At 33.4% G+C, this 16,550-nt stretch carries 19 protein-coding genes and 1 tRNA gene; 16 read left to right on the forward strand and 4 right to left on the reverse strand.

What is annotated here, in order from left to right:
- The 8 genes from CDIMF43_RS05860 to CDIMF43_RS13605 form a co-directional block, all read left to right on the forward strand.
- Window positions 1-865: GH25 family lysozyme (locus CDIMF43_RS05860; RefSeq protein WP_269845347.1), on the forward strand; the 865-nt coding region annotated here is incomplete at its 5' end.
- 5 nt (window positions 866-870) lie between these two features.
- Window positions 871-2,217, forward strand: coding sequence for a hypothetical protein (locus CDIMF43_RS13600; protein WP_162532918.1), 1,347 nt, complete (start codon window positions 871-873; stop codon window positions 2,215-2,217).
- A gap of 13 nt (window positions 2,218-2,230) precedes the next feature.
- On the forward strand, window positions 2,231-2,656 hold the full coding sequence (locus CDIMF43_RS05870) for a hypothetical protein (protein ID WP_109841457.1): 426 nt from the start codon (window positions 2,231-2,233) through the stop codon (window positions 2,654-2,656).
- 16 nt (window positions 2,657-2,672) lie between these two features.
- On the forward strand, window positions 2,673-3,047 hold the full coding sequence (locus tag CDIMF43_RS05875; RefSeq protein ID WP_109841458.1) for a hypothetical protein: 375 nt from the start codon (window positions 2,673-2,675) through the stop codon (window positions 3,045-3,047).
- Entirely contained in the window at window positions 3,040-3,195 is a 156-nt protein-coding gene (locus CDIMF43_RS05880) for an XkdX family protein (RefSeq protein WP_109841459.1), read from the forward strand. The genes CDIMF43_RS05875 and CDIMF43_RS05880 overlap by 8 nt, the downstream gene beginning before the upstream one ends.
- Window positions 3,196-3,230: 35 nt before the next feature.
- Complete coding sequence (locus CDIMF43_RS05885) at window positions 3,231-3,539, forward strand: hypothetical protein (RefSeq protein ID WP_109841460.1); 309 nt, start codon at window positions 3,231-3,233, stop codon at window positions 3,537-3,539.
- The gene (locus tag CDIMF43_RS05890; protein WP_109841461.1) at window positions 3,529-3,771 is read left to right on the forward strand and encodes a phage holin; all 243 of its coding nucleotides are present in this window, start codon (window positions 3,529-3,531) and stop codon (window positions 3,769-3,771) included. The genes CDIMF43_RS05885 and CDIMF43_RS05890 overlap by 11 nt, the downstream gene beginning before the upstream one ends.
- Before the next feature lie 56 nt (window positions 3,772-3,827).
- Window positions 3,828-4,727, forward strand: coding sequence for an N-acetylmuramoyl-L-alanine amidase (locus tag CDIMF43_RS13605; RefSeq protein WP_162532919.1), 900 nt, complete (start codon window positions 3,828-3,830; stop codon window positions 4,725-4,727).
- Between the two features lie 174 nt (window positions 4,728-4,901).
- On the opposite strand, the gene CDIMF43_RS05900 is transcribed toward CDIMF43_RS13605, so the two are convergent.
- The 3 genes from CDIMF43_RS05900 to CDIMF43_RS05910 form a co-directional block, all read right to left on the reverse strand.
- Entirely contained in the window at window positions 4,902-5,714 is an 813-nt protein-coding gene (locus CDIMF43_RS05900; RefSeq protein WP_109841462.1) for a type II toxin-antitoxin system PemK/MazF family toxin, read from the reverse strand.
- Between the two features lie 329 nt (window positions 5,715-6,043).
- Window positions 6,044-6,116: transfer RNA gene (locus tag CDIMF43_RS05905), tRNA-Arg, on the reverse strand.
- A 100-nt stretch (window positions 6,117-6,216) separates the two neighbouring features.
- A complete protein-coding gene (locus CDIMF43_RS05910) occupies window positions 6,217-7,455 on the reverse strand; it encodes an aminopeptidase (protein ID WP_074402025.1) in 1,239 nt (412 codons plus the stop codon).
- A gap of 501 nt (window positions 7,456-7,956) precedes the next feature.
- On the opposite strand from CDIMF43_RS05910, the gene CDIMF43_RS05915 reads away from it, so the two are divergent.
- Window positions 7,957-8,520, forward strand: a complete 564-nt coding sequence (locus tag CDIMF43_RS05915) for a TetR/AcrR family transcriptional regulator (RefSeq protein WP_074402026.1) — start codon at window positions 7,957-7,959, stop codon at window positions 8,518-8,520.
- 64 nt (window positions 8,521-8,584) lie between these two features.
- Here CDIMF43_RS05915 and CDIMF43_RS05920 read toward each other — a convergent pair whose 3' ends face one another.
- Entirely contained in the window at window positions 8,585-9,025 is a 441-nt protein-coding gene (locus CDIMF43_RS05920) for a flavodoxin (protein ID WP_074402027.1), read from the reverse strand.
- A gap of 228 nt (window positions 9,026-9,253) precedes the next feature.
- On the opposite strand from CDIMF43_RS05920, the gene map reads away from it, so the two are divergent.
- From map to CDIMF43_RS05955, 7 genes are all read left to right on the forward strand, one after another.
- Window positions 9,254-10,009 (forward strand): type I methionyl aminopeptidase, encoded by a 756-nt coding sequence (gene map, locus CDIMF43_RS05925; protein ID WP_074402028.1) that lies wholly within the window; start codon window positions 9,254-9,256, stop codon window positions 10,007-10,009.
- Window positions 10,010-10,099: 90 nt separating this feature from the next.
- Entirely contained in the window at window positions 10,100-11,029 is a 930-nt protein-coding gene (locus CDIMF43_RS05930; protein ID WP_109841463.1) for a YihY/virulence factor BrkB family protein, read from the forward strand.
- A gap of 240 nt (window positions 11,030-11,269) precedes the next feature.
- Window positions 11,270-12,004 carry a YveK family protein gene (locus tag CDIMF43_RS05935; protein WP_109841464.1) on the forward strand — a complete coding sequence of 245 codons (735 nt, stop codon included), beginning with the start codon at window positions 11,270-11,272 and terminating at the stop codon, window positions 12,002-12,004.
- Window positions 12,005-12,016: 12 nt separating this feature from the next.
- Complete coding sequence (locus CDIMF43_RS05940) at window positions 12,017-12,736, forward strand: CpsD/CapB family tyrosine-protein kinase (protein ID WP_074402031.1); 720 nt, start codon at window positions 12,017-12,019, stop codon at window positions 12,734-12,736.
- Window positions 12,733-13,500 carry a tyrosine-protein phosphatase gene (locus CDIMF43_RS05945; RefSeq protein WP_109841465.1) on the forward strand — a complete coding sequence of 256 codons (768 nt, stop codon included), beginning with the start codon at window positions 12,733-12,735 and terminating at the stop codon, window positions 13,498-13,500. The genes CDIMF43_RS05940 and CDIMF43_RS05945 overlap by 4 nt, the downstream gene beginning before the upstream one ends.
- Window positions 13,501-13,522: 22 nt before the next feature.
- Window positions 13,523-15,334: a nucleoside-diphosphate sugar epimerase/dehydratase gene (locus CDIMF43_RS05950; protein ID WP_109841466.1), complete on the forward strand. Its 1,812-nt coding sequence runs from the start codon at window positions 13,523-13,525 to the stop codon at window positions 15,332-15,334.
- Between the two features lie 18 nt (window positions 15,335-15,352).
- A complete protein-coding gene (locus CDIMF43_RS05955) occupies window positions 15,353-16,546 on the forward strand; it encodes a DegT/DnrJ/EryC1/StrS family aminotransferase (protein ID WP_109841467.1) in 1,194 nt (397 codons plus the stop codon).
- The last annotated feature ends 4 nt before the right edge of the window (window positions 16,547-16,550 follow it).

Here is a 16,550-nt window from a genome sequence, read left to right on the forward strand (position 1 = left end):
AGAAACGTCTGAACTGACAATTGGTGATCGTTTTATTTCATTATCACAGTACCAAGCAGAATTAAAAAAGAAAAATAACGCGTTGAATGATATTGCCGATAAAACAAACTCTTTAATCAAACGCACCAATAATCTTAATAAAACAACAGCTGGATTGGGAAAAGAATTAATTGAAAGTAATAAAGTTATCTCCCAGCAACAGCAATTAATCGAGGATGCACTTCGGCGTATTAAAGAACTTGAAAATGGGACGGATCCAGAACGTCCAATCGGTAAAATTATTGATGTTTCTGAACACCAAGGGCAAATTGATTGGGCTAAAGTAAAAGCGGATGATATCGAACTTGCGATTATAAGAGTTCAAGATGGCAGCTCTTACGTTGATAACTATTACCGTTATAACATCCAACAATGTCAGCAACTTAATATTCCTTATGCAGTGTACGCTTTTGCGCGATATGTTAATGAGGCTGATGCTGGTCAAGAAGCAACTGACTTCTATAATCGCACAAAATCTATTTCCGGAACAGGTAAGCAACCTTTATTTTATATGATTGATGTTGAAGTGGCCACGATGGAAAATATGAGACAAGGAACTGAAGCGTGGCAAAATAAGATGATTTCATTTGGAATTGCCCAAACGAATCAAGTCGCTTATATCGCAAATTATTTATACGATCAATTTAATATCAATGTCGCTCGCTTTGGAAGTATTGTAATACCTGCTTATCGCAGCACTCCGCCAGATCATCCGTGGGATTTATGGCAATACAGCGACAAAGGAAGCGTACTGGGAATTAATGGCAATGTTGATATGAATAAAGATCCATCAGAAAGATTTAAAAAACAATATTTAGGTAGGTGAAAAAAATGCCCGTAAATTATAGAGACCCAACTCATATAACAGGAGAGAGTTGGATTTTCGAAGACAAAGTTAGCAAAGTTCATAAAATTTTAGCGAAATGGATTCGTGAAAAAATGTATGGTCAAGATGTTCGAGAGGCACTTGCTCTATTGGTTGAACAGACTTCTTCCGATTTATACGACGATAAACAAATTGCACTTGCACTTGAAAAATTAGCACAAGAACTGCAGATTAAATGGGACAACGACACTCAAAAAATTATAGACGAGTGGAAGAACACAATAGGTGGTGTGACAGTCGATAGTGAACTAATCAACGCTAGAATCGACTTACACGGAATCGTTTATAAAACGCTTAAAGAGCGCTTAGACGATATGCAATCGAAGATTGAAAACTTAGATGCTACGGAATCTGTTTTTAAACTAACCCACAATCAAAATTGCTATCCGGCATTAAGAGTGTTTTACAGCACTTATGGCGCAGCAGTTGTACCATCGGAAGAAGAACCAACGGGAGCTGGAGGGTCAGAAGTTAATTACGTTCATGCTGAACCTCTTTATCATGATTTAGATTCTCTAACTGTAAAAGTTCCATTTAAGTATAAGATGGTCAACCCGACAGTTGAACGAATTTCTGAAAATCAATATTTATTAGTTGAGGACATTCGGACATTGCTGGTTGAGATAGGTTCTAAGGGTGAAGCGAATGTTGAAACCACGATGGAATATACATCTACTTTAGATTATAAAAATAAAGTAGCCAACAGCATTGTAGAGAATCCAAATAAATCGTATCGCACACCATATAGCGGTATTGGATCAATAGATTTAATTGATCCAGATACATTAAAAGGTACATTAGAATTAGATGGTGGGCTATATAAAAATATCAGTTATAAAGATAATGTCATTACAACAATCACCATAAATTCTGGTGAATATCGTAGTCAAATGCTATTTAAATACAATGTTGTGGAGGATATTAAGCGTAATTTTCCGTCATTATTCAACGGATTAGTATTAGAGCAACAAGCTATTTTAGCTAGAAAATATGTTGTCGCTGCTAATTCAAGTGCATTTGCAAGAGGAAGCAACAGCGATGGGAATCATTGCCAAATTAATAATTATGGTTTTGGCGTTTGGCAAGGTGGAGAAACTAATGCCAATAAAACAAACGAGATTAAAAAAATAGGTAGTGAAATTACAAAAGTTGGAAATTATATACAAGAAGACGGAACAGTTAATTCGTTAGTATCAGCTAAGCCAAGTGACGGGAAAATACCAAGCTCGCTAATGGTTGATTACGCAAGTTTAGAATACACTGTAGCTGTACCATTCGCACCAATAAAATAAAGGAGTGAACTAAATGGATTTGAAAAAAATATTTAAAGGGTTGCCAGATTGGAATAAAACCGTTAATGATAATTTTGATTTGATTAACAAAAGAGTAGAGCAAGATACCGGATGGATTAAAGCTTCGATTGGGGCAGGTGCCACAACTCAATTTCTTGAATATCGACGCATTGGAGATCAAGTTTTTTATAAAGGAGAGGGGCGAACAGCAAAAACAGGAAACATTATTGCGTTTGCGGCAGGTTTTAGACCAGACTCCGATGCCGTTGTTGAAGCAGGGTGTGTGGAAGGAGGGGGAAGTGCAGTAGGGGATCAGACAGTTATTAAAATCGATAAAGTTAATAATTGTATGACTATTGTATACAGAACCCGTGCGGACTCGACTTTTAGCATGCATGGTATAAGTTATTTTACTAAAGATCCATTTCCACAAAAATAAAGAAGGAGGAAAAAAGATGAAATTTATAGAAGTTATCCAAATCGATGAAAAAGGAAATGTTGAAATACCGATAGTGGTTAATAAAGAAACGTTCGAGGAATCAGAGTATACGAAGTTCCAATGGGAAGGGTTATTTCTAAAACCTAAATGGTCTTTCCGCTTGAATAAATGGATTGAAACGGCAACGGATGATGAACTTAATCCACCAGATATGGAAGAAGAGTTATCGGAGGTTCAACAGTTAGCTCAAGCCCTTACTGAATTAGAATTAGATAATTTTGAAAAAGACAACAGAATCAACGAACTAGAAAAAGAAAACCAATTGCTTGGCCAAGAATCAACAGATCACGATTTACGATTAATTGAATTGGAGGAAAAATTAAATGTATAAATCACTAAAAGAAAGATATTTAAAAGAATGGGTTACAGAAAAACAGCTTGCTCACTATGTTGATTTAAAAAAAATTACTGCTACACAAATGCAAGAAATCATGAAAGAAAAAGATGCCAAAGACAAAGAAGAAGCTATTGAAATTTAATAGCTTCTTTATTTTATAAAAAAGAAGGTGTAGGAGTGACAATTGAATTGACTATTTTATTATCAATCGTATCTGTATCAGCCGCGGTTTATTTTGGCTTGTCTGGTGCTCGACGGGACCAAAAGAATGATGATATGCAGGAAGCTGCGCAACTAACAACGGTACTGGTTAAGTTAGAGAATATAAACAATGGAATCAATAAAATTGAATCTAAGATGGATCGTGTTGAAAGCGAGACACGAGCCAATTCAGAGAAACTGATTAAAGTTGAAGAGTCCACGAAACAGGCTCATAAACGCATTGATGAAATTGTTCAGAAAGGGGTGATTGATAGTGAAAATTAATTGGAAAGTAAGAATTAAATCAAAGGCTTTTTGGTTGGCCATGATTCCAATTTTATTGGTATTAATCCAACAGATTTTAAGTTGGTTTGGAATTGGATTTGCTAAAGAGTTAATCGAAAACGAAGCAATGCAATTTATTAATACCTTATTCCTGTTATTGGGAATTCTAGGGATTGTAAACGATCCTACGGTACCAGGTATCAGTGATAGTCAAAAAACTTTAAATAAATGATAGTCCTCAATCGGGGGCTATTTTTTTATAAATAAAATTAGAAATGGAGAGATAAAATGAAAAAATTAAACAAAGTATTATTAATGTTAGTAGTATTAATGACATTAAGCACATCAACGGTAGCAACTGCTGCGATTACAACGTCACATGCTGGTCATGGTGGAGTTGATCCAGGAGCGATCGGAAACGGCTATAAGGAAGCTGATATTGCTAGAATGATTAATAATCAAATTGTAGCTAAATCGGGAGCAGTTGATGCCACTGACAATAGCGCAATTTCTGTGAATGATAACCTTGCAAAAATTGTAAATAAAGTAAACTTGAATTCGAACGGAACATCATGGAATTTATCAAATCACTTAAATAGCGCGTCCCCTGCAGCAACTGGTGTAGAAGTATTTTATTATGCTGGTGACCCTGTAGGAAAAGTCAAGGCGGAGCAAGTAAGTGCAACGATTGCAAATGTATTGGGGATTCCAAATAGAGGTGCAAAGACTGCAGATTTATACGTTATCCGTAATACTAAAGGGCATTCATTGCTGATTGAATGGGGCTTTATCAGTAACAGCGGAGACGTCCAAAAATTACTAACTAAGATGGATACCGTAACTACAGAAGTTGTTAAGCTATTTAATTCAACTGTTAATCCAGTTCCGCCAGTGACACCACCTGTTAATCCAGTACAGCCTCCAACAACTGGATTTGCTAGAGCATATAACGAAACCGGAACGATGTATGCGACAGAGCGAAATTGGGTGAAAGACACACCAACTAAAGCAGCACGACTTGTTGAATATCAATCAACTGGGCAAGCGATTAAATATCATAAAGTTGTATGGTCAGACGGAATCGTTTGGTTGCAATTAACAGGGTGGGATGGAAAACAACGCTATGTTGCCTATTCTGATGCAACGCAAGGGAATGGATTTGGTCGTAAGTACGGTTATTGTTTATAGAAAGAACCTCCTACTTTGTGGGAGGGTACATAAAGAAAAAAAGCACCAATACTTGAATAAAATCAAGTGTTGGTGCTTTTTGATAGGCTTAAAGCCTCAGTCTCAAAATAATGGAGTCAAGCTCCCAGTAACACAATTATCACACTTAAAAGTAAATTTGTCAACATTATCTTTTTATCTTGATGCATAAAGTTTTATTAACTCTGTACTAATTTTATTCATAATTTCATTAGATAACTTGATTTTTCCAGAGGGATCAAATTTATTTATTTTGTTAATTCTATATTTAGAAATAGTTTTTATATCTGAAATTCTAACAAATGACTCATTGTTATACTTACTATAAATATCAATAACTTTAAGAATTGATTTTTTATTTTTTTTAAGCTCAGAAATTTTTTTAGAATACGATTCATGCACAGCCGATATTTTATCAGCAGCTGAAATCACTTTTTCTAAATCTTCTTTTACGTCGTTCGAATTTACTGTATTTGATTCTATATATTTCTTTATGTTTTCTATTCCTTTTGTCGTTTCGTTAATATCGTTATCTAATTCTATACTAGTCAATTCTATGTCGGTATATTCTTGTCCCATAAGATTTACATTTTTTTGTAGTAAATGAACTGTTTGAGTAAATAATTCTTTACCTATGGAGAAACGGTTATTTCCTCCTTTAGAGGTTAATGGTAAAACTGTTAAAACCGGATTGTTAGGGTTATCCTTTTTATTTAGAATTATAGCAAAGTGTTTTCCAGAGAACTCACTATCGATATTAACCCCAAAATCAATCATTACTATTGTACCTCGTTTAAAATATGGATATTTATTATGTTGTTTAGACTTACATTCTTTTTCATGCATTTTAGCTTCAAATAATAACCAACTCGGCAAATAAGTAAAGCGACTTAAACCACTTAAAAATGTATTTTTATGAATCTCACTTGCATTTGATATTTTAGAAATAAGAAAATCACTTTTTTCCATAAAACCATCCTTACTTTAGTATTTTTTTATTTTCTTAATTACTATATCAAAATATATAAGATAAACCAAATAAATATTTATCAAAATTATTTTTTACCTAACTATAATTACTATATTAATTTAACCATCCAGCCTAACCGCTAGATGGTTTTTTTGTATTAAAAAGACCACCTATTTACTTAATAGGTGGCATACATATTAAATTTAGGATCAAGCGTTTAACTCAATTAATTTAAAAAATATTCCCAAAATATTCCCAAATCTAAAAAAATGCATAAAAACAAGCTGATATACAAATCAAGAAGGTTAATATACCAGTCTTAATCTAACGTTCCTAACAGGATTCGAACCTGCGACACATCGTTTAGGAAACGAATGCTCTATCCCCTGAGCTATAGGAACAAAAGAAATCTCTTACACAGTTTCTCATGGTTTAAAAAAAATGTCTAGCCCTTAAAAAGAAAAAAGAACCCGTAATGTAGAATTACGAGTTCTTTTCTATTTATGCCCAGTTTCCGTTTCTAAAGATTGGAACAATTGAGCCATCTTTACGGATTCCGTCAACATTCATTTCATTTGAACCAATCATAAAGTCAACATGGACGTTGCTACGGTTTAAGCCAGCAGCAATCAATTCTGCTTCGGTCATTTCTGTACCACCTTCTAAACTAAACGCATAGGCTGATCCTAAAGCTAAATGATTAGAAGCATTTTCGTCAAATAAGGTATTATAGAAAACAATTCCTGATTGAGAAATAGGAGAGGGATCTGGAACCAAGGCCACTTCACCTAAACGAGCAGAGCCATCATCTGTTGCAATTAATTTTTTTAAAACCTCTTCACCTTGTTTAGCTGTAACATCTACTACTTTTCCATCTTTAAAAGTAAAAGTCATATCTAAAATAGTCGTGCCAGCATAGCTAAGTGGTTTAGTGCTTCTGACTACACCATCTGCGCGATTTGCGTCAGGAGCAGTGAAAACTTCTTCTGTAGGCATATTTGCCATGAATTTTTCGCCACGAACATTAAAGCTACCAGCGCCTTCCCAACGATGATTTTTTGGCAAACCAATGGTTAAATCAGTTCCAGGAGCAGTGTAATGAAGAGCATCAAATTGTTCTTTATTTAATTCATTTGCTTTTGCTTCTAAAAGTTGATCATGATTAACCCATGCCTCAACTGGATTGTTTTCATAAATACGAGTGGTTTTAAAGATTTGATCCCATAATGCGTCTACTTGTTCCTCTGAAGTTGCTAAATCAGGGAAGACCTTAGCTGCCCATTTAGCACCAGCTGCAGCAACGACTGACCAACTAACTTTATTTGATTGAGTAGCTGTGCGTTGCTCTGAGAGAGCTTTTCCAACAGCACTTTGGTAGGCCGCAACTTTATCTGTATCTACGCCAGCAAGAGCATCAGGGTCAGCAGAACGGACACTAATACGACTTGCGCCTTTTTTAATTTGATCAATAGATTCATCGATCTTATATTGAGGAATGTCTACTAAACGTTCTTCTGGAGTACCTAAAAAGACTTCGCGATTAATTTCATCATCTAACCATTTTACAATGACTTCTGTTGCCCCTAATTTGTAGGCTTCTTTAGTAATCAAACGAGCAAGTGGTGCTTGTTCAACATCTATTTGTAACACAACAGTGTGGCCTTTTGATACATTTACGCCTGTACTAACAATTAGTTCAGCATATTTTTGTAGATTTTCTTGAAAATTTGGTAATACCATGTTAAATTCCCCCTGAATTAAGATTGTAAACATTGAAAAACTATATTTTTATCATAGCACAAGGAGAGAGTGGAAACAATTTATCAAATGCAAAATAATCTTTAAAATCATTACAAATGTTGTCAATTTTTAAGGTTTCATAAAATAACTTTAAAAAAAACGTCACATTTTTTAGAATAATGACTATATACGATAAAAAGTTCTTTTTTTTCTGTTGTAAAGGTGTTAAAATAACAATAACATTTATTGTTAATAGTTAAGGAGGCTAAAAATTAACATCGATTATTAAAAAAGAAATTTGTTATAATTTTTAAATCCTTTTGAAGACAGGTAATGTAAGTCTTTAGTGCACTTATTTTATCCATTTATGAAGTATAAAAAATAGATCCTCGTAATGATCAAACTAGATAGTTAAAATAGTGTTTTGATAAATAACGAAAACTATTTTTTATTATAAAAATACAGTAAATAACCCAACTAAACGAAACGAGGTGCAGCCGGATGGCTAGAAAAAAAACAATTACCAAACTACAAATATTAAATGCAGCATATGAAGTTGTTAGAACTGAAGGTTTTGGAGGATTTACAGCACGTAATATTGCCAAAAAAATGAAATGCTCTACTCAACCTATTTATTTAGAATTTAAAAATATGGATGACTTGAAAAATGAATTATTTGAAAAAATCAAAAATTATTTAAAACAAGAAGTTTATTCAAATGAACATACGGGAGATGCGTTGCTTGATGCATGTATCAACTATATCCAATTTGCAGATAAAGAAAAAGTTTTATTCCGAGCATTGTACATTGAAAATCACTTAGGTATTGAAAAAATGCATAAAATTTCATTGGATTTCGCTATGCGCTTAATGGAAGAAAATGAAGACACGAAAAATTTATCAAACGAAGACAAGTTTGAATTGTTTACTAAAATTTGGATTGTAGCTCAAGGGATTGCGTCATTAATTTCATCTGGTTTATTGCCAATGAATGAAGAAGACATTGAATCGAATTTACGCGATGCGTTATCTGATATGATTCTTGGTGCAAGATACAGTAACTAAAACTAAAAAAGAACGGACTTAGATTTTTCTAAGTCCGTTCTTTTTTTTACATATAAGTACAAGATTATAATTTCGACGCCAATTCTTTTGCGAAGGCTTCTAATTTTTGAATGTCTTCTTCTTCTACAGCTAAATCAACCTTAACGCTGTCAGCACCTTGTGTTGCGCCAGTTTCAATAAAACGAGCAGTGAAGTCATCAACAGATTTGCAAAACTCATCATAAAATGTATCGCCAGAACCACAAGTTCCAAAAATTTTACCAGATAAATTAATTTCAGCTAATTCTTCATAAAAATCAACAATTTCATCAGGAAGATCGCCATCGCCATAAGTATATGTAGCGACGATACACAAATCCACATCCTCAAAATCTTCAGGATCAGCTTGAGTACATTCTACAGTTTCAACATCAATATCTAAGTTTTCTAATGCTTCAGCAACAACATCGGCAATTTCTTCTGTGTTACCAGTCATACTCGCATAAACAATTTTAGCAGTTGCCATTTTTTAGTCCATCCTTTCTCTATCTAAATAGTGAACAAGTCTTATCGATTATAACAAAAACCGTCTTGTAAATGCAATTAGAAAACGATAAAATAAATAGGATTTCATAAGAAATCAACCACAATAGTACACAAATTAAAAAAATACGTTATAATATAGAAGATGATTATTAAGAAACCACAATACTAATCTAGTATCAAGAAAATAAAGAAATGAGGAATAAATAGAATGATTACACTAAAATCAACACGTGAAATTGATGCAATGGCGGAATCAGGTGCATTATTAGCCGATGTGCATATTGCTTTGCGAGATTTTATTAAACCAGGTATTACAAGTTGGGACATTGAAGAATTTGTTGATGATTATATAACAAAACACGGAGGTATTGCAGCTCAAAAAGGATTTGAAGGATATGAGTATGCAACTTGTGTTAGCATTAACGATGAAATTTGCCATGGTTTCCCTAGAAAAGAAGTATTAAAAGACGGTGACTTAATCAAAGTGGACATGTGTGTCGATTTAAAGGGTGCGTTATCGGATTCTTGTTGGAGCTATGTAGTAGGAAAATCAACTCCAGAATTAGATCATTTGATGGCTGTTACTAAAAAAGCACTATACGTTGGGATTGAACAAGCACAAGTGGGCAATCGAATTGGGGATATTGGCCACGCGATTCAAACTTACGTAGAAGGTGAAGATTTAGCTGTTGTCCGTGAATTTATTGGACATGGAATTGGACCAACGATTCATGAAAGTCCTGCAGTTCCTCACTATGGTGAAGCTGGCAAAGGGTTACGTTTAAAAGAAGGTATGGTAATTACAATTGAACCAATGGTAAATACAGGGACTTGGAAATCTAAGATGGACGACAATGGTTGGACTGCTCGCACAAAAGATGGTGGTCTAAGCTGTCAATTTGAGCATACTCTTGCGATTACAAAAGAAGGACCTAGAGTTCTTACCTCACAAAAAGATCAATAAGTAAAAAACGTTGAATGAAGATTCAACGTTTTTTTACTTAGAAGTATGAACCAAATATTAAAAGCTGTGTAATGAGTTAAAGGAGCGATTATGGAAATAAAGCAACGATTAATGGAGAAAAAAGAACTTGTTCGTTTAATCCAGACCATTCAAAAGAAATACAAAGAAGCAGAAGTCACAAATTCAGCAGTGATTATAGCTTACTACTTGCTACTCTCTTTTTTTCCCATTCTAATTGTAGTAGGAAATTTGCTCCCTTTATTAAATCTAGATATGGAAATGTTGATCCCTTATATGCAAAGTTTGATTCCAGAATATATTTTTACACAACTAGAGCCTACTATGTTAAATTTATTGACTTCTAGCAGCAGCGGTTTGTTATCTGCAGGTGCCATTGGAGCAATTTGGGCATCCAGTAAAGGGATGAACGCTATGCAAGTAAGTATGAATAAAGCATACGGCGTAGAACCTAGAAAAAATATCTTTGTAATTCGGTTAGCTTCGCTAGCGTTTACGTTAGTATTGATTCTGGGAATCGTTTTATTAGTATTAGTATTTAGTTTTGGTCAGATGATTTTAGATTATTTGACGCCCCTTTTACAACTGTCTACATCTACACTGAAAACGTTTCAAACCTTGAAGTGGCCTGTTACCTTGCTTGTGCTATTTTTTGTTTTTATTCTAATTTATTATATGGTGCCAAACGCTAAAACAAAGGTGAAGAATGTGATACCAGGCGCGTTGTTCGCAACAGTTGGCTGGATGACTTTGTCACAAGGATTTGCCATCTATGTGAATTATTTTTCTGGGCGAACTCAAAGCTATGGAACGATTGGCACAATGATTGTACTGATGCTATGGTTAAATGGTTCTGGTGTTATTTTAACATTAGGAGCCGTAATCAATGCCTCTCTGGATCAATTTTACCATGGAGAAATTGAAGAAAATACAAATATTGTTGGGAAATATTTAGTCAAAAAATTTGATGAAGGAAAACAAAAAATTCAAAAAAAGAAATAATAGATTGAGAGAAAATGATTTGAATGCAGTTGTTATTTTCTTTATTTTCTCTAAAAAGGTAAAAAAAGAATTGGCTTTTTTCATGAAATGACAGCGCTAGATATATAAAGTGTTCTATAATTAGAGATTAATAAATTTTGATGGAAACATAAGGAAATCGTTGTTGAGTATGATATAATTATTAAGATTGATAAAAAAAGAATAAATGAAATTAAGTAAAGTAGTTACTGGGAGGAAAAGATGGAAGAAACAATTAATTTATCAGAGCTGTTTGAAGTGATTCGTAAAAGGATGGTATTGATTATTGGTGGAGGATTAGCAGGTATCATTTTAGCAGCAGTAATAACCTACTTTTTTATAACCCCGCAATTCAATTCATCTACACAATTATTAGTAAATCGTGCCAAAGATGAAAGTCAAGTTGCTACCCAATGGAACGATTTACAAACGGATGTACAAATGATTAACACTTATAAGGATATCATTAAAGGTCCAGTTATTTTAGAAGATGTACGAAAAAAATTAAGCACTACATCAAGTGTGGAACAATTAGCTAGTAAAATTGAAATTATCACACAACAAAATTCTCAAGTATTTACCATAAAAGTAACCGATTCAGATCCATATAAAGCAGCCGATATTGCCAATACAGTCGCCGCTGTCTTTCAAGAAAAAATCGGTGGAATCATGAGCGTTCAAAACGTTACTCAAATTTCTAGTGCACATCCAAATACATCTCAAGTTTCCCCTAAACCAATGCTAAATATCTTAATAGGATTCATTGTTGGGATTATGGGAATGGTTGGCGTTAGTTTCTTATTAGAATTTATGGATAAAACCGTGCGAGATGAAAAATTCATATCCGAAACATTAGGGTGGACGAATTTAGGAACCATCTCGGAAATGAATTTTGATGAATTAAATGCTAAATCACCAAGTTCAATTGTCTCAAGAAGAACAAAAACACGTGTATAAAGGAGTAAATGGATGTTTAAAAAAAATAAAACAACTAATCAAGGAACGTCAAATGGTGCAAGTTTAATTACAACTACAAAACCAAATTCTGTGGTCGCAGAACAATTTAGAACCATTCGTACAAATATTCAATTTTCAATGGTTGATAAAGAGTTAAAATCATTGATTTTTACCTCTTCAGGACCAGGCGAAGGGAAATCAACGATTTCAGCCAATACAGCAGTTGTTTTTGCTTCACAAGGAAAAAGAGTTTTATTGGTGGATGCAGATATGCGCAAGCCAACGGTTCATAAAACATTTGGAATACCCAACCATGAAGGGTTAACGACATTGTTAACAGAAAAAGACGTTAAGCTCAGCTCGGTTATTCGTCAAGGAAGCAATGAAAATTTATTTATTCTAACGAGTGGACCCGTTCCACCAAATCCATCAGAGTTGTTGGATTCAAATAAAATGAATAAAATTATTGATATTTTAGAAGGTGCGTTTGATTTAGTTATTTTCGATATGCCTCCAATCATTACCGTGACCGATTCTCAAATTATGGCAGCTAAGACAGATGGCACCATTTTTGTTGTTCGTAGTGGTGTAGCAAGTAAAGAAGCCTTAGTTAAGTCAAGACAACTTCTTGAAATTGTAAATGCAAACGTGATAGGAACTGTATTTAATGGAGTAGAACGAACAAAAGACAGTGCCTATAAGTATTATGGGTTGGAGAGTGACTCGATATGATCGATTTGCATTGTCATATTTTACCTGGAGTTGATGACGGTGCTCAAACGTTGGAGGATTCAATTGTAATGGCTCATGCAGCCGTTGCAGAGGGAATCACGCATATTCTGGTGACACCACATCACAATAATGGTCGGTATTTTAATAAACGAGAAGATATTATTGATAAAATGAAGGCTCTTCAGTTAGAGTTTGAGGAACGCCAAATTCCCTTAACCCTATTTCCTGGTCAAGAAGTTAGAATAACAGGAGAACTGATAGAATCGATTCAAAAAGGTGATATCCAGTTTGTGGATGAAGAACAACAATACTTATTAATTGAGTTTCCAACGATGACGATTCCTCAATTTAGTGAAGAGTTGTTTTTTCAGTTAAATAAAAGCAAAATCACCCCGATTATCGTTCATCCAGAACGAAATCAAGTTTTTATAAATAATCCAGATAGATTGGGAGCATTTATCGAAAGAGGAGCACTTGCTCAATTAACAGCAGGTAGTTATCTAGGTTATTTTGGGAAAAAAATTGAAAAAATTAGCAAACAAATGGTGGAGGCAAATTTAATTCATATTATTGCATCAGATGCGCATAATGTCACTACTAGAACATTTCATTTAAAAGAGGCTTATGCAAAATTAGAAAAAAACGTAGGAATAGAAAAAGTTGCAGTTTATAAACAACATGCAAAAGACTTAATTAATGGAGAAACCATTAGTCCATTTCCTATTAGTAAAGTGAAAAAGCATAAATTTCTAGGGTTGTTTTAATAAAAGGAGGGGAAAAAGTGAAATGAAGAGAGGGATAAAGAAAAGTATTCTAATTGGAGTCGATACGTTAGCGATTGTTTTTTCAAGTTTATTGTCATATATCTTTTTAAGTCCATATATTGACCCATCTCAATTCTTTTTATATATGAGTGTTGGTTTATGTATCATTAGCTATCTTGCTTTTGCATCATATTTTAAGATATTTTCAAAAATTAATCGATACGTTAGTATTAAGGAAATCATTAATATATTCGCGTGTGTCAGTTTATCTTTTCTTGTGGTAACAGTGATTTCAAGTTTGACCTTAATGGCAGTAAGTTTCCGATTTATTTTGTTAACGTATATTTTTTCCTTATCTGTGATTGCAAGTAGTCGCATTATTTGGCGAATTTTGAATGAATTAAATTATCATAGCGAAAAAAAACTACAAACACAAAGACAAATAAAAACCCTAGTCGTAGGTGCTGGTGAAGGTGGAAGTATATTTTTAAGAAATACCCAAAAAAATACCACTGATCTTAAAATAGTAGGAGTAGTTGACAAAGACCCTACTAAATTAAATACGTATTTACATGGTGTTCCAGTTATTGGTTTAGTAACGGATATTCCTGAAATTGTGAATGAGTACGGTATTAAACAAATTACAATTGCAATCCCTTCTCTACAACCTCAAGAGTACGAAGAAATATTAGATATTTGCAATGCGATTTCTGTTAAGGTAAATTTAATGCCCTCGGTTGAAGATGTGTTAAATGGAAAATTATCCGTGAGTCGTTTTCGTGAGATTGATGTTGTAGATTTATTAGGTCGAGAAGAAGTTCAATTGGATATGGAACAAATATCTAAAAAATTAACAGGGAAAACGGTTTTAGTAAGTGGTGCTGGCGGGTCAATCGGATCTGAAATATGTCGTCAAGTTGCTAGATTTGCGCCTAAAAGAATGATTTTACTTGGTCATGGAGAAAATTCTATCTATCATATTCATCAAGAAATGACAAAATCCTATCAACAAACGATTGAAATGATCCCGGTAATTGCTGACATACAAGACCGACAACGTATTTTTGATGTCATGAAGGAATACCAACCAGCTCAAGTTTATCATGCAGCTGCCCATAAACATGTGCCAATGATGGAGTATAATCCAATAGAAGCTTTAAAAAATAATGTTTATGGAACAAAAAATATGGCAGAAGCTTCAAAAGAGGCAAATGTTGAAAGTTTTGTGATGATTTCAACTGACAAAGCGGTTAATCCTCCTAATGTTATGGGAGCTACAAAACGAATTGCAGAAATGATTGTCACGGGTTTAAATGAAGAAGGGAAAACAAAATTCGCTGCTGTCCGTTTTGGAAATGTTTTAGGAAGCCGTGGTAGTGTGGTTCCGTTATTTAAAGAACAAATTAAAAGTGGTGGGCCTTTAACAGTGACGGATTTTAGAATGACACGTTACTTTATGACGATCCCAGAAGCGAGTCGTTTAGTACTTCAAGCTGGAGCTTTAGCAAAAGGCGGCGAAATATTCATTTTAGATATGGGAGAACCTGTTAAAATATTAGATTTAGCGAAAAAAGTGATTAAACTAAGTGGTTTTAAAGAAGATGAAATAGAAGTAGTCGAAACTGGCATTAGGCCTGGTGAAAAACTTTATGAAGAATTATTAGTAGATGGTGAACAGACAAATAAAAAAGTACATGATAAGATTTTTGTTGGGGAGGTTTCTAATTATTCAGAAAATTCAATTACAACTGAATTGAATAATTTGAATAGAGAAAATGATGATTTATTAAAAGAAAGATTAATAAATTTAGCAAATAGAAATGAAATATATTAGAAAGAAAAGAGGAACATTATGAATATACCGTTTTCACCGCCAGATATTGGAATTGAAGAGGTAAAAGCAGTATCTGAAGCATTAAAATCAGGTTGGATAACTACAGGACCCAAAACAAAAGAATTAGAAAATAAGGTAGCAGATTATTGTAATACAGAAAAAGCTGTATGCTTAAATTCAGCTACAGCATGCATGGAAACTACACTAAGATTATTAGGAGTAGGAGAAGGTGATGAAGTTATTACTTCAGCATATACGTACACAGCTTCAGCTAGTGTAATTCATCATGTAGGAGCTAAAATAGTTTTAGTCGACACTAAAAAAGAATCATATGAAATGGATTATGATCAAGTAGCTAATGCTATAACTAAAAAAACAAAGGCAATTATTCCGGTTGATTTAGCAGGAATAATGTGCGATTACAAAACATTAAATAGAATTGTAGAAGAAAAAAAGTTTTTATTTGAACCAAAAAATGAAATTCAAAAGACGTTTAGTAGAATTATCATTATTGCCGATTCAGCTCATTCTTTCGGAGCGATAAAAGACTATAAAAAAAGTGGAGAAGTAGCAGATTTTACATGTTTTTCTTTCCATGCGGTAAAAAATCTAACAACAGCAGAGGGGGGAGCAGTAACATGGAAGCCACGAACAGATTTAAATAGTGAAGAAATTTATAAAAAGTATATGTTGTTTTCACTTCATGGTCAAACTAAAGATGCGCTTTCTAAAAGTAAAATTGGTTTATGGGAGTATGATATAGAAATTTTAGGATATAAAAATAATATGACGGATATACATGCTTCAATTGGTTTAGCTCAAATTAATAGATACAAAGATATGTTAAGTAGAAGAAAAGAAATTATAGAAACTTATAATAAAGGTCTGTGTGAATTACCTGTGAGATATTTAGAACATTATAATACAACAGATTATTCTAGTGGTCACTTATATTTAATGAACTTGCTGAATAAAACCGAAAATGAACGGAATTCATTTATTGTTGAATTAGCAAAAAAAGGGATAGCAACTAATGTACATTATAAGCCACTACCAATGTTGACAGCATATAGAAATTTAGGATTTAAAATTGAAGATTTTCCAAATGCATATAATTTATATAAAAATGAAGTTACATTACCTGTATATTCGATATTAAAAGATGCTGAAATTGAATTTATTATTGAATCAATAAAAAAAATAATTAAGTAATAAT

Origin of the sequence: Carnobacterium divergens (assembly GCF_900258435.1) — a bacterium.
Classification (GTDB): Bacteria; Bacillota; Bacilli; order Lactobacillales; family Carnobacteriaceae; genus Carnobacterium; species Carnobacterium divergens_A.

Coding starts and splice junctions, on each gene's coding strand:
- CDIMF43_RS13600 (WP_162532918.1), top strand. CDS start 871: ATGCCCGTAAATTATAGAGACCCAACTCATATAACAGGAGAGAGTTGG.
- CDIMF43_RS05870 (WP_109841457.1), top strand. CDS start 2,231: ATGGATTTGAAAAAAATATTTAAAGGGTTGCCAGATTGGAATAAAACC.
- CDIMF43_RS05875 (WP_109841458.1), top strand. CDS start 2,673: ATGAAATTTATAGAAGTTATCCAAATCGATGAAAAAGGAAATGTTGAA.
- CDIMF43_RS05880 (WP_109841459.1), top strand. CDS start 3,040: ATGTATAAATCACTAAAAGAAAGATATTTAAAAGAATGGGTTACAGAA.
- CDIMF43_RS13605 (WP_162532919.1), top strand. CDS start 3,828: ATGAAAAAATTAAACAAAGTATTATTAATGTTAGTAGTATTAATGACA.
- CDIMF43_RS05900 (WP_109841462.1), bottom strand. CDS start 5,714: ATGGAAAAAAGTGATTTTCTTATTTCTAAAATATCAAATGCAAGTGAG.
- CDIMF43_RS05910 (WP_074402025.1), bottom strand. CDS start 7,455: ATGGTATTACCAAATTTTCAAGAAAATCTACAAAAATATGCTGAACTA.
- CDIMF43_RS05915 (WP_074402026.1), top strand. CDS start 7,957: ATGGCTAGAAAAAAAACAATTACCAAACTACAAATATTAAATGCAGCA.
- CDIMF43_RS05920 (WP_074402027.1), bottom strand. CDS start 9,025: ATGGCAACTGCTAAAATTGTTTATGCGAGTATGACTGGTAACACAGAA.
- map (WP_074402028.1), top strand. CDS start 9,254: ATGATTACACTAAAATCAACACGTGAAATTGATGCAATGGCGGAATCA.
- CDIMF43_RS05930 (WP_109841463.1), top strand. CDS start 10,100: ATGGAAATAAAGCAACGATTAATGGAGAAAAAAGAACTTGTTCGTTTA.
- CDIMF43_RS05935 (WP_109841464.1), top strand. CDS start 11,270: ATGGAAGAAACAATTAATTTATCAGAGCTGTTTGAAGTGATTCGTAAA.
- CDIMF43_RS05940 (WP_074402031.1), top strand. CDS start 12,017: ATGTTTAAAAAAAATAAAACAACTAATCAAGGAACGTCAAATGGTGCA.
- CDIMF43_RS05945 (WP_109841465.1), top strand. CDS start 12,733: ATGATCGATTTGCATTGTCATATTTTACCTGGAGTTGATGACGGTGCT.
- CDIMF43_RS05950 (WP_109841466.1), top strand. CDS start 13,523: ATGAAGAGAGGGATAAAGAAAAGTATTCTAATTGGAGTCGATACGTTA.
- CDIMF43_RS05955 (WP_109841467.1), top strand. CDS start 15,353: ATGAATATACCGTTTTCACCGCCAGATATTGGAATTGAAGAGGTAAAA.